Origin of the sequence: Wenyingzhuangia gilva, assembly GCF_030519655.1 — a bacterium.
Lineage (GTDB): Bacteria > Bacteroidota > Bacteroidia > Flavobacteriales > Flavobacteriaceae > Wenyingzhuangia > Wenyingzhuangia gilva.
In genome coordinates, this window is the sequence record NZ_JAUMIT010000002.1 from 264,538 (window position 1) to 278,667 (window position 14,130).

A 14,130-nucleotide genomic window follows, 5' to 3' on the forward strand; every position below is an offset into this window, starting at 1 on the left:
CAACAACCTCAATATTTTAATATGAAAAAACAAAAAAGATTAAGTCATCAACTTTTAGCTGTTTGCCTTTTGATAATTACTTTATTTTCTTGTAAAACAGCTTCCGTAGCTAACAAAGACAATAAATACACTCATTATTTGTTTACTTATTTTACTGGGAATACAGGTGATGAAGAAGCTATTAGATATGCTTTAAGTAAAGATGGGTATAATTTTCAAGCTTTAAATAACAATCAACCTATTATAGATTCTAAAGACATTAGTTCTACTGGTGGAGTTAGAGATCCACATATTTTAAGAGGAGCTGATGGTAAAACTTTTTATATGGTAGTTACTGATATGGTTTCTGCTAACGGATGGAGTTCGAACCGTGCCATGGTGTTAATGAAATCAACCGATTTAATAAATTGGACCTCTACTGTTATCAATATTCCTAAAACGTATCCTAAAGAATTTGGAGATGTGGTACGTGTATGGGCACCACAAACAATCTATGATAAAGACGCTAAAAAATACATGATTTATTGGTCTATGTTAGGAAGCAAAGGGCCAGATATTATATACTACGCCTATGCTAATAAGGACTTTACCGAATTAGAATCTACTCCAAAACAATTGTTTTATAGTCCTACAAATAGTGCTTGTATAGACGGAGACATTGTTTACAAAAATGGAAAATATCACCTGTTTTTTAAGAACGAAAGTCAAGGAGGGGGAATTAGAAAGGCTATTTCTGATAACTTAACAGAAGGTTATGTTCAGCAAGAAGGTTTTTACGATCAAACAGATGCTGCTGTAGAAGGTTCAGGAATTTTTAAATTGATAGATTCTGAGGAGTATATTTTAATGTACGATATGTATTCAGCAGGAAAGTATCAATTTACGAAATCAAAAGATTTAGAGAATTTTGCAATAATAGATGAAGAAGTTTCTATGAATTTTCATCCAAGACACGGAACAGTTATAAGAATTACCGAATCAGAAAGACAAGCATTGATAAATAAATGGGGAAGGATTAATAAAAGTTCTTTTTTAAGTTTTGATGCCCCAGCTATTAAGACCAACAATGTAGTAATAAATGACGAGCAACAAACGATATATATTCCTGTAATGTTAGGGACTGATTTAACCAATTTTGATCCGAAAATAAATGTAGTTTCATGGGCAACAATATCAACTTTAGGAGCTAAAGATTTTTCCAAAGGAGCCGTAAATTATGAGATTTCATCAGGAAATCAACAAAAAACATACAAAGTAATTGTAAAGGAAGATAACAATCCTGTGTTAAATGGGTATTATGCCGATCCAGAAATTTTTTATTCACACAAAGACAACAAGTATTATATTTATCCAACCAGTGATGGATTCACAAATTGGTCGGGTACTTATTTTAAAACATTTTCATCACCAGATTTGGTACATTGGACAGATGAGGGAGTTATTTTAGATTTAAAAAAAGATGTAAGTTGGGCAGATAGAAACGCTTGGGCTCCAACAGCTATTGAAAAGAAAATAAATGGAAAGTATCAATATTTTTACTACTTCACAGCAGCTCAAAAAATTGGAGTCGCAGTTTCAGATAATCCAACAGGACCTTTTGTAGATTCAGGGAAAGCATTGATCTCAGAAAGTCCAGAAGGAGCAAAAGGTGGGCAAGAAATAGATCCTGATATTTTTATAGATCCGGTTTCTGGTAAAAGTTATTTGTATTGGGGAAATGGTCATATGGCTTGTGTTGAATTAAATGAAGATATGGTTTCTATAAAACCAAATTCATTGGTTTTATTACATCCAGGAAGAACTTTTAGAGAAGGAACTGAAGTTTTTTATAGAAATGGAAAATATTATTTCTTATGGTCTGAAGACGACACAAGAAGTCCAAATTACCGAGTAAGATATGCAACATCAGATAGTCCAACAGGCCCTTTAAATATTCCAGAAAACAATATTGTGATAGAAAAAAGACCAGAAGATGGAATTTATGGAACAGGTCACAACAGTGTTATTCAAACTCCTGGAACTGATATTTGGCATATTGTTTACCATCGCTTTACTCGTCCAAACGGGATTGAAATGGGAAGAGCAGCAGGATTTAATAGAGAGGTTTGTATAGATAAAATGGAATTTAATGCTGATGGTAGTATTAAGCAGGTAGTGCCTACTGTAGAAGGAATAAATTCAATTGATTAAAACAGTGGTTCTATATTTTTGACTGATTTATACATATAGTTTTTGTGTCTTTATGTTAGTTTTATAGAACTTAAAAACAATTTAATAATGACTAAATATTATCAATTACTATTACTTGTTGTTTTAGTATTTTCAATTACAAGTTGCGGAAAAAAAGAAAACAAAATTAGTATTACAAACCCTATTGTTAAAGGGGCTTTTGCAGATCCTTCTATTGTTAAATATCAAGGGAAGTTTTATGTTTATGCAACAAAAGATCCTTGGGGAGGGAATGATTTGGCTGTTATGGAATCCTCAGACTTTAAAAACTGGGAACAAAAAACAATTAATTGGCCAACAAAAGAAATGTGCACAAGTCCAACTTCAAATGGGAGCATGGTTTGGGCACCTTCTGTAATTCAAGCCAAAAACGGAAAGTTTTATATGTATGTTTCTGTGGGGAGTGAAGTTTGGGTTGGTGTTAGTGAGCATCCTCTTGGACCATGGAAAAATGCAAAATCAGACAATACACCATTAATTAAAGGAAATATGTTTCCAGATTATCACATGATAGATGCAGAGGCTTTTATTGATGATGATGGACAGGCTTATTTGTATTGGGGTTCAGGTTTAAACTGGGTTAATGGTCATTGTTTTGTGGTTAAATTAGATGATGACATGGTTGGTTTTGATGAAACAACTATTAAAGACATTACTCCTCCAAATTATTTTGAAGCACCTATAATGGTTAAAAAGGATAATAAGTACTATTTAATGTATTCTGATGGAAAATGCACCAACGAAACTTATAAGGTAAGATATGCAACATCAAACACACCTTATGGTCCTTGGGAAGAAGGAGAACAAAGTCCGATATTAACTACATCTAAAGACAAAACCACTTTAGGGCCAGGACATCATACTGTTTTTAGCGAAAATGGACAAATGTATATACTTTATCATCGAATTCAAGATCATAAAAACAAAGATCATAGCGACTTATTAAGAGAACTAGCTATTGATAGTCTAAAGTTTAATTCAAATGGAGGAATTGATAAAGTGAAACCATCAGGAGTTTATTTAACTATAGAATAGATTTTAGAATATATATTCTGTTAAATATAAAAAGGCATTCATCAAGTTTTCTGATGAATGTCTTTTGTGGTTTTGATTAAATAAATTAGCTTGTTTTTTGATTAATATATGATATTATCTTATTATTACAATGGTATCGTTATTTATGTGTGTTTATTAGTACGTTTAATTTAAACGAAAATCATTGATAGCTCGTTTAATTTCAATTTGTTATAAAGTTATATTGAAAGTAAGTTTGACTAGAAAATGATTTTTTGAAATTAATTATTATGAGTACGCTCTATACACAATTGAAAAAGACATAAAAAAACTTAATATTCTAATAAAAGCAGAAGTAAATGAAGTGTATAAAATATGCTTGTTTTTTAGTGCTATTTTTTAGCTTAACACAGTTAGGATGGGTTCAAGCACAAACATTTGAACGTATTGAATCTTTTGCTGGTTTAGATTCTAATAAAGAGAATAATGGAGCTTCTATCGCAGATTTTGACCAAGACGGAGATTTGGACATTTTTGTTGTTGCAAAAGCTAAAGATCAAATAGGTGTTGATGTTACTATTAGTAAATTATTTAAAAATAATAACAATGGAACTTTTACAGATGTTACGTTAATATCAGGTTTGGTTAACTTATACTCAACTGATGAGATAGTAGAAGAAACACCAGCTCTTAACGGTTACAAATTTGGAGCATTTTGGGGGGATTATAATAATGATGGTTACCCTGATTTATTTTTAACACATATTAATAAAATACAACTTTTTAAGAATAAACAAGATGGAACATTTTTAGATGTAACCATTCAAGTAGGTTTACAACACTATAATGGTTGTGTAAATACAGGAGCTACATGGTTTGATTATAATAATGATGGTTTTTTAGACCTGTATGTATCTGAGTGGGAGCAAGGTTGTGAAGGGAATAGGTTATATAAAAATAATGGAGATGGCACTTTTACAAATGTAAGTAATATGTTTCAAGATGTAGTTAGCAAGCATTCATATCAATCAATTCCTTTTGACTTTAATGGAGATGGTTGGATGGATTTATATGTCGCAAATGATTACAGTACAGAAACAAATGATCTTTTCATTAATAATAACGGGAAAAATTTTACTGAAGAAGCAAAAAAGTATGGATTGGATCATTCTAAAGATGACATGGGCATTGCAATAGGAGATTATAATAATGATGGCTCATTTAATTTTTTTATAACTGCAATTGATGATAATGCATTTTATGTAAATAATGGAAATAATATTTATGTTAACCAGGGACCTTCATCAAATGTGAATAAAACAGGATGGGCATGGGATGTTCGCTTTTCTGATTTTGATTTAGATGGAGATGAAGACTTATTTATATTAAATGGTTATGATTATGGAAGCTCAGGTACTCAAACTAATGTATATTACGAAAATTTAAATTTAAATGGAGGAGCTGTTTATTTAAATCGCTCAAGTATCGCAAACTTAGATGAAAAAACAAATAGTGTTTCATTGGTTGATTTTGATTATGATAATGACGGAGATATAGATCTTTTTGTAACCAATAATGATAGATCTTCCTTTTTTTATGAAAATAAAACTTTAGAACTTAATAATTCTTTAACAAATCTAAATTGGTTAAAGGTTAAGCTAGAAGGTACGGTATCTAATAGAGATGCAATAGGAACTAAAGTTATTGTGAGAACAAAACAAGGAAGGTTTTATAGATATTACACTGGAAAAGGTTTTTTATCACAGAGCCTACAGCCGGTTCATTTTGGATTGGGTTCAGATGATAGAGTTATAGAATTGCAAGTCTTATGGCCATCTGGACAGATAGATACGTATAATAATATTTCAGTAAACAAAACTATTTTAGCAAAAGAAGGAGTTGGGTTGGAATCCTACAAAAATATGCCTAGTAAAAAAATCTATGGTTGTACAGATCCAAATTCTTGTAACTATAATCCTAATGCTGAAATAAGTACAGGACATTGTATCTATTTAAATGCTAGGTCTATATTAGGAGAAACAAGGGTAGTTAAAAATAGTGTAGAAGTATATTCATATCCTTTAGAAAATAATTCTTCTTTAAGTTGGAGTATCGAAGGAGGTGATATACTTGAAGTTTTAGAGAATGGAACTGTTACAGTTAGATGGGGAGCAGCTGGAAAAGGAATATTAAAAACTATAGAATCAAATGAAGTTTGTAATAGTAGTATTGTAGAATTATTTGTAGATATTTCAAAAGATGATGTAAATTACAATACAAGACCACATTCAGTAGCAAGAATTTGGAACGAGACTTTATTAGATTTAATACGAAAAGATTATGCAAGACCTACGGTACATGCAAGAAATTTATTTCACACAAGCATAGCTATGTATGATGCTTGGGCAGTTTATGATGAATCTGTACTGACTTATTTATTAGGGAATACTATTCATGGTTTTACTAGTGAATTTGAAGGGTTTAGTACTACAGAAAACATAACAGAAGCAAGGAAAAAAACGATAAGTTATGCTATGTATAGGTTATTGTCATACAGATTTAAACATGCTCCCAACCCAATATTGTCACAATCTATTATAGATGCTACCATGACAACTTTAGGATATGATAGTTCTATTATAGAAACAGATTATAGTACAGGAAACTCTATTGCATTAGGGAATTACATAGCTACTCAAATTATAAATTATGGATTACAAGATGGAGCTAATGAGGCTAATCTATATGCTAATAAATTTTACGAACCTGTTAATACTCCTTTAGATTTATCAAATCCAAGAAGTATAGATCACATCAATCCTAATAGATGGCAACCTTTAAGTTTTAATACTTTTATAGACCAAAGTGGGAATGTTATAGGAGGGATTACTCCAGATTTTTTAGGACCAGAATGGGGAAATGTATTGCCTTTTTCATTGTCAGAAAATGATAAATCAGTTTATCATAGGTCAGGACATGACTATGCTGTATATCACGATCCAGGAGCCCCACCAACTATTTCGGATGAGGAATATAAGTGGGCTTTTAGTTTGGTTAGTAAATGGGGTTCTCACTTGGATCCTACAGATGGAGTAATGTGGGATATATCTCCTAAATCCATAGGAAATATAGATTTAGATGATTTTCCGACTAGTTTTTCAGACTATGCTAATTTTTATAGAGAAATTGAAGGAGGGGATATTGGAGAAGGAAGGTTTCTAAACCCAAGAACACAAACTTCGTATCAACCACAAATGGTTCCAAGAGGAGATTATACAAGAGTTTTGGCAGAGTTTTGGGCAGATGGACCAGATTCAGAAACGCCACCGGGACATTGGTTTACTATTTTGAACTATGTAAATGATCATAAGTTATTGGTTAAAAAACTTCATGGAGAAGGGAAGGTCTTGGATAATTTAGAGTGGGATGTGAAGGCTTACTTTATATTAGGAGGAGCCATGCATGATGCTGCGGTTTCGGCATGGGGGGTAAAAGGCTGGTATGATTATATTCGACCTATTTCAGCCATCCGTTATATGGCAGGAAAAGGTCAAAGCAGTGATCCATCAAAACCAAATTATCACAAAGATGGAATTCCATTACAAAAAGGATTAATAGAGATTATTGAAGAAGGAGATGCTTTGGCAGGGGAAGATAATATCAATATTGGGAAGATAAAATTGTTTTCATGGAGAGGACATAAATTTATTAAAGATCCAGCAGTAGATGAAGCAGGTGTTGGATGGATTTTGGCAAAAGATTGGTGGCCTTATCAACGACCAACTTTTGTAACCCCACCGTTTGCAGGTTATGTATCTGGACATTCAACTTATTCAAGAGCTGCAGCTGAAGTGATGACTTTATTAACAGGTGATGAATATTTCCCTGGAGGATATGGGGAATTTATAGCCAAGAAAAATGAATTTTTAGTTTTTGAAGAAGGACCATCAGTAGATATAAAACTACAATGGGCTACTTATAGAGATGCTTCGGATCAATGTAGTTTGTCAAGAATATGGGGAGGAATTCATCCACCTTTAGATGATATTCCTGGTAGGATTATTGGAGAGAAAATAGGAATAGAATCTTTTAAATATGCCACAAGCTTTTTTAATAAAGAAAAAATAGAAGCAGATACAAAAATAGCTGTAAGCCCTAACCCGCTTAGAGAGGGGGTAAGAGAGATTGAGATTAAAAATGTGTTAGAGAATAGCAATATCTATTTATGTAATATAAATGGAAAGGTATTACAGGTTTTAAAAAAGCAATACAATTCAAGAACCAATACTTACGTTGTTAAGTTACCAGCAACATTGTCAGCTGGAATCTATATTTTAAAAGTAAATAATCAATCTAGTAAAATAATCGTTTTATAGTAAAAAAAACAGATATGAGAAAAATCAACATGAATCTTTTTAAGACAATGAGTAAAAGTGCTTTTGTTCTTTTTTTGTTAATCACCACATCTTTATGTGCTCAAAATGAGTCATTAAAAAGCTTTCCGCTCACTGCTGTTAGATTATTAGATAGTCCTTTTAAAGAAGCTGAGCAAACAGATATCCATTATTTATTATCGATAGACCCAGATAGGTTATTAGCACCGTATTTAAGAGAGGCAGGATTAAAACCAAAAAAAGAATCTTATGGAAATTGGGAAAATACAGGGTTAGATGGCCATATAGGCGGACATTATCTAACAGCATTGTCTTTGATGTACGCATCTACAGGAAATCAAGAAATTTTAGATCGGCTTAATTATATGATTGATGAGTTAAATGCATGTCAAAAAAATACAGGTAATGGTTATGTTGGTGGAATTCCAGGAGGTTTAAATATGTGGAATGAAATTGCTGAAGGAAATATAAAAGCAGGATTGTTTTCATTAAATAACAAATGGGTTCCTATTTATAATATTCATAAAACTTTTGCAGGATTAAGAGATGCATGGTTGATAGCAAGAAATGAAATTGCTAAAAAAATGTTTATTGATTTGGTGGATTGGTTTGTAGGCATTACCTCAAATCTTTCAGACGCTCAGATTCAACAGATTCTAATAAGTGAACACGGAGGAATTAATGAAGTTTTTGCGGATGCTTATGACATTACTGGGAATGAAAAATATTTAACACTAGCCAAAAGATTGTCTGATGAAAGCATTTTAAATCCTTTGTTAAAACAAGAAAACAAATTGGTAGGAAAGCATGCCAATACTCAAATTCCAAAAGTAATTGGGTATGAACGTATTGCTGAATTATCAGGAGATGAGGAGTGGGAAAAAGCCTCTAATTTCTTTTGGAATACTGTGGTAGATGAGTGGACGGTTTCTATTGGAGGGAATAGTGTTAGAGAACATTTTCATGATCCTGAGAACTTTAATTCTATGCTAGATAGCAAAGAAGGACCAGAAACCTGTAATACTTACAACATGTTAAAGTTGACTAAAATGTTACAAGCACATCACCCTTCTGAAAAATACATGCATTTTTATGAAAGAGCGTTGTATAACCATATTTTATCATCACAACACCCAGGTGATAAAGGTGGTTTTGTATATTTCACTCCTATGAGACCAAGGCACTACAGGGTGTATTCACAAGCACAACAAGGATTTTGGTGTTGTGTAGGTTCAGGAATGGAAAATCATGCTAAATATGGAGAATTTATTTATGCTCATAAAGATGAAGATTTATATGTAAACTTATTTATTCCATCAACGCTTAGTTGGGTAGAAGAGGGAATTAAAATCACCCAAGGAAATGATTTTCCATATAGTGAGGAAACGAGTTTAAAAATTAAATTAAACAAAAGAAGTAAAAAATTCGGTATTCACATTCGTAAACCGGATTGGGTGATAGAAAATGGATTTAAAGTAAAAGTAAATGATGAAAAAATTGAGGTAGAAGATTTAAACAATGGTTATGTACTTGTAAAGAGAAGATGGAGATCTGGAGATGTTGTAAATATTTCACTTCCTATGAAAACTGTTGTAGAAAACATGCCAGATGGTTCATCTTGGGTCTCATTTGTTCACGGCCCAATAGTCTTAGGAGCTAAAACAGATACGACAGATTTAAAAGGATTGTTTGCTGATGATAGTAGAATGGGACATATTGCGAATGGGGCACTTTACCCTATTGATGAAGCGCCAATGTTGGTGGCAGATGATAATAATAGTTTTGTAAAGAATTTAGTTCCAGTAAAAGGAAAACCGTTGCATTATAATATCAAAAAATTAATTAAAAACGAATCTTATAAAAATATTGAATTACAACCATTCTATACCATTCACGATGCTCGTTATATGTTGTATTGGCCAACGACTACGCAAGAATTATATAAAGCTAAAAAAGAAAAATTACGTACAGAAGAAGCCAATAAGTTATCACTTGAGTTACAAACCGTAGATCAAATTGCCTTGGGGGAGCAACAACCGGAATCGGATCATGGGTTTAAAGGTGAAAAAACCAAAGCAGGTGAAATAAACAATTTGCATTGGAGAAGTAGTACAGCTTGGTTTAGCTATCAATTAAAAAATCCAGAGAGTAAAGCTCGTATCTTAAGAATTACTTATGCTAATTTAAAGGATGAAAATGTAGGTTTTGATTTGTCTTTAAACGGACAAAAAATAGAAGCTTCTAAAATAGATATTAATAAAGAAAATAAGGACTTATATGTTGTTGATTATATAGTGCCAGAAATTGTAAATAATAAAAAAACAATAGGACTTAAATTTATAGCTAGAGAAAAAAAATCAACGCCTAAAGTGTTTTATGTGAGGTTGTTAAAATAATTCAAAACAGTCCTAGTTGTTTTTATTATTAAAACAACCATGGTTTATTATCATATTAACCCCGTTGAGTTACTATAAATATTATTTTATTTGTGTCTTTAGTAATTATTACAAATAAACGTATTTATAAAATTTTTAGAAAAAATATTGAAAATATAATATCATCAAATAAATAAAAAATGAAGAGAATAAAATTAGCAGCATTGCTTATTTTACTAGGATTAAGTAAAGGTAGTTATGCGCAAACAAATGTAAATGAATGGGAAAACCCTGCTGTTTTAGATAGAAATAAAGAAACAGCACATTCTATATTCATATTGTATGAAAATGAAGAAGTAGCAGCTAAGAACAATCCAGAAGCTTCTAAAAATTATAAGTCTTTAGATGGAACATGGAAATTTACGGTGGTTAAAAAACCAGCATTAAGACAAAAGGATTTTTATAAAGTAGATTTAAATGATAAAGATTGGTCTGATATTACCGTTCCATCAAACTGGGAATTAGAGGGGTTTGATATACCTATTTATACAAATGTAAAATATCCTTTTCCTAAAAATCCACCATTTATTGATGAGAATTATAATCCAGTGGGTAGCTACAGAAGAACTTTTAGGGTAGCAAAAGAATGGAAAGATAAAGAAGTAATGTTACATTTTGGTTCTATTTCTGGGTATGCAGTTGTGTATTTAAATGGAAAAGAAGTGGGAATGACTAAGGCTTCAAAAACACCTGCTGAATTTAATATCACCTCATTTTTAAAAGAAGGAGAAAATTTATTAGCCGTTCAAGTTTTTCGTTGGCATGATGGGAGTTATTTAGAAGATCAAGATTTTTGGCGTTTAAGCGGTTTAGAGCGTAGTGTTTCTTTACAGGCTTTGCCAAAAACAACTATTTGGGATTACTTTGTAAAAGGAGGACTTACCGAAGACTATAAAAATGGAACTTTTAATTTAAATGTAAAATTACGTGATTTTGACAAACGCGATTTTAAAAAAGGTGCAGTTCAAGTAAAATTATACGATCCAGAAGGAAAATTAGTTCTTGATGTAAAAGAAAAGGTAAAGAAAAAAACAACAGAAGTTGATTTTGATGAAGTTGTAGAAAAGGTGGCTGCTTGGAGTGGTGAATTTCCAAACCTGTATACATACTCTATTAGTTTGTTAGATGATGAAGATAAAATTATAGGAGTTATTAATGAAAAATTAGGGTTTAGAAAAATTGAGATTAAGAATGCTCAGTTAATGGTAAATGGAGAACCTATTTTGGTTAAGGGAGCTAATTTACATGAACATCATGATGTAAAAGGACATACTCCAGATAGAGAAACCATGTTACAAGATATTAAGTTGATGAAAGAAAACAACATCAACGCGATTCGTATGAGTCACTATCCGCATGATCCATATTTATACAAATTATGTGACTTGTATGGTATGTATGTAGTGGATGAAGCTAATATTGAAACACATGCTATGGGAGCGGAGTTACAAGGAAAATTTAACAAAGAAAAACATCCTGCGTATTTACCTTTATGGGCTCCTGCACATTTAGATAGAATAAAACGTATGTTCCAAGCGGATAAAAACAATACATCAATTATTCTTTGGTCTATGGGGAATGAATGTGGTAACGGACCTGTTTTTTACGAAGCATATGATTGGTTAAAAGCAAATGATGATACTCGTTTTGTGCAATTTGAGCAAGCGGGACAAAATACAGATACAGATATTGTTTGTCCGATGTATCCTGGAATTAATTATATGAAAGAGTATGCAGCTTCTGAGCAAGTGAGACCTTTTATTATGTGTGAATATTCTCATGCGATGGGAAATAGTAATGGGAATTTTCAAGAATATTGGGATATTATCAATTCAAGTAAGCACATGCAAGGTGGGTTTATTTGGGATTGGGTAGATCAAGGGTTAAAGACCAAAGATGATAACGGAAAAGTATTTTGGGCTTACGGAGGAGATTTAGGAGGTAAAGATTTACAAAATGATGTAAATTTTTGTGCCAACGGATTGGTAAGTGCTAATAGAATTCCACATCCTGCGCTTGAAGAAGTTAAAAAAGTACACCAAAATATAGCTTTTACTTTAAAAGACGGTAAAATATTAAGCATCACCAATGGGTTTGATTTTACCAATTTAGACCAGTATTACTTTACGTTTGATATTACTAAAAATGGACAAAAGGTAATTGAATCTCGTTTTGAGATTTCTTTAAAACCAAATGAAACTACACAAATGGACTTGGGAATTCCGACATTAGAGAATGGTGAGTATTTCCTGAGTGTCTATGCATATACTAAAAAAGAAAATCAACTTTTAGCTGCAGATCACGAAGTAGCAAGAGAACAATTTGATTTAAAAGTAGCTGATTATTTTGGTTTGCAATCAGAAAGTAATGCTAATCAAAAAATTAAATATTCTGTAAAAAATAAAGTTTTATCATTTAACAATTACAGAGTAGAAGGAAAGTTAGATTTAAAAACAGGAATGTTAACATCATATAAATTAACTCATACTGATGAATCACCTATTTTAAATTTACCAAGTCCTTATTTTTGGAGAGCTCCAACGGATAATGATTTTGGAAACAAAATGCCTGAGAGATTAAAAGCATGGCGTTTTGCAGACAAAACTTTAGAAGTAGTAGATGTTAAAGTAGGAAAAATGACAACAGATGGTTTACCAGTAACGGCTAACTTTATTTTATCAGAATTAAAGGTAAAATATACCATTGATTATTTAATTAAAAACGATGGAGCTATTAATGTAAAAGCGACTATTGACATGGGAGATCAAGAAGTACCAGAATTACCACGTTTTGGAATGCGAATGATTCTTGATGGAGATAATAATAATTTATCTTACTATGGTCGAGGTCCTTGGGAAAACTATAACGATAGAAATACGTCATCTTTTGTAGGTATTTATGAAGACAAAGTAGAAAATCAATTTACTTGGACATACATAAGACCACAAGAAGCTGGGTATAAAACAGATACTCGTTGGTTAACTCTTACAAATGGTTCTGGACAAGGAATTAGAATAGAAGGAGATCAACCTTTAGGGTTTAGCGCTTTAAATATTGCTACCGAAGATTTAGATCCAGGAGAACATAAAGCACAACGTCATCCAACTGATTTAACAGTAGAAAATAAAGTTTTCTTACATGTAGATTTAAAACAAAGAGGTTTAGGTGGAGATAATAGCTGGGGATCATATCCTCACAGACAATATAGATTACATGATAGTAAATACACTTACGGATATACGATTTCTTTAGAGAGATAAAAACATTCTAAATTCTATAAAAAAACTCCTTAATGATTAAATTAAGGAGTTTTTTTTGTAATGTGATGTTTCTTGTAAAATAAAAAAGCCTCCCTAAAAAAAGGAGGCTTTATGTGACCGGGCTGGGGCTCGAACCCAGGACCCTCTCCTTAAAAGGGAGATGCTCTACCAACTGAGCTACCAGGTCAATGAGAGTGCAAATATAAAGGTTTTTTTTAGGGACGAAACTTTTTTTAGCTAGTTTTTTACATGATATTTGCCATGGGTAATACTTAGATTTAAAAATGATGAAATTAGTTTTATTAGGATATATGGGATGTGGTAAATCTGCTATTTCAAATGCATTGGCTAACTCTTTGAATTTAAAAAGAATAGATTTAGATGATTATATAGAAACTAAAGAAGGAAAAACAATTGCTGATATTTTTAAAGAGAACGGAGAAATCTATTTTAGAAAATTAGAAACTACTTGTTTGTTAGAGTTATTAGATAATGAAGAAGCTTTTATACTTTCTCTAGGAGGTGGAACCCCATGTTTTGGAAAGAATATGGAAATCATTAACCAAAAATCTATTTCTGTATATTTAAGTGCTAACATTCCAACTTTGGTAAGTAGGTTGTTACCAGAAAAAGCAAAAAGACCTTTAATCGCTAGAATAGCAGATGAGGAATTAGCGGAATTTATTGGAAAACATTTGTTTGAAAGACGTCATTTTTATTTACAAGCAAAAATTGCTGTTTCTGTAGATGATAAACCTGTTCAAACCATTGCGAATGAAATTGTTTCGGCTCTTTAGT

Annotated in this window: 6 protein-coding genes and 1 tRNA gene; 6 read left to right on the forward strand and 1 reads right to left on the reverse strand. The window is 31.8% G+C overall.

What is annotated here, in order from left to right; translation table 11 throughout:
* The first annotated feature begins 21 nt into the window (after positions 1–21).
* The 5 genes from QVZ41_RS06235 (at position 22) to lacZ (ending at position 13,332) form a co-directional block, all read left to right on the forward strand.
* Positions 22–2,190: a glycoside hydrolase family 43 protein gene (locus tag QVZ41_RS06235; protein ID WP_302883690.1), complete on the forward strand. Its 2,169-nt coding sequence runs from the start codon at positions 22–24 to the stop codon at positions 2,188–2,190.
* Between the two features lie 87 nt (positions 2,191–2,277).
* A complete protein-coding gene (locus QVZ41_RS06240) occupies positions 2,278–3,264 on the forward strand; it encodes a family 43 glycosylhydrolase (RefSeq protein WP_302883691.1) in 987 nt (328 codons plus the stop codon).
* A gap of 338 nt (positions 3,265–3,602) precedes the next feature.
* A complete protein-coding gene (locus QVZ41_RS06245) occupies positions 3,603–7,619 on the forward strand; it encodes an FG-GAP-like repeat-containing protein (RefSeq protein WP_302883692.1) in 4,017 nt (1,338 codons plus the stop codon).
* A gap of 14 nt (positions 7,620–7,633) precedes the next feature.
* Positions 7,634–10,033, forward strand: coding sequence for a glycoside hydrolase family 127 protein (locus tag QVZ41_RS06250; protein WP_302883693.1), 2,400 nt, complete (start codon positions 7,634–7,636; stop codon positions 10,031–10,033).
* 179 nt (positions 10,034–10,212) lie between these two features.
* Positions 10,213–13,332 carry a beta-galactosidase, LacZ type gene (lacZ, locus tag QVZ41_RS06255; RefSeq protein WP_302883694.1) on the forward strand — a complete coding sequence of 1,040 codons (3,120 nt, stop codon included), beginning with the start codon at positions 10,213–10,215 and terminating at the stop codon, positions 13,330–13,332.
* Between the two features lie 114 nt (positions 13,333–13,446).
* Here the strand turns inward: lacZ and QVZ41_RS06260 are convergent.
* Positions 13,447–13,519: transfer RNA gene (locus tag QVZ41_RS06260), tRNA-Lys, on the reverse strand.
* 100 nt (positions 13,520–13,619) lie between these two features.
* Here QVZ41_RS06260 and QVZ41_RS06265 point away from each other — a divergent pair.
* Positions 13,620–14,129, forward strand: coding sequence for a shikimate kinase (locus tag QVZ41_RS06265; protein ID WP_302883695.1), 510 nt, complete (start codon positions 13,620–13,622; stop codon positions 14,127–14,129).
* Position 14,130: the final 1 nt, after the last annotated feature.

Excerpts from the sequence above, each read along its gene's own strand:
- QVZ41_RS06235 (WP_302883690.1), top strand. The coding sequence starts at position 22 with ATGAAAAAACAAAAAAGATTAAGTCATCAACTTTTAGCTGTTTGCCTT.
- QVZ41_RS06240 (WP_302883691.1), top strand. The coding sequence starts at position 2,278 with ATGACTAAATATTATCAATTACTATTACTTGTTGTTTTAGTATTTTCA.
- QVZ41_RS06245 (WP_302883692.1), top strand. The coding sequence starts at position 3,603 with ATGAAGTGTATAAAATATGCTTGTTTTTTAGTGCTATTTTTTAGCTTA.
- QVZ41_RS06250 (WP_302883693.1), top strand. The coding sequence starts at position 7,634 with ATGAGAAAAATCAACATGAATCTTTTTAAGACAATGAGTAAAAGTGCT.
- lacZ (WP_302883694.1), top strand. The coding sequence starts at position 10,213 with ATGAAGAGAATAAAATTAGCAGCATTGCTTATTTTACTAGGATTAAGT.
- QVZ41_RS06265 (WP_302883695.1), top strand. The coding sequence starts at position 13,620 with ATGAAATTAGTTTTATTAGGATATATGGGATGTGGTAAATCTGCTATT.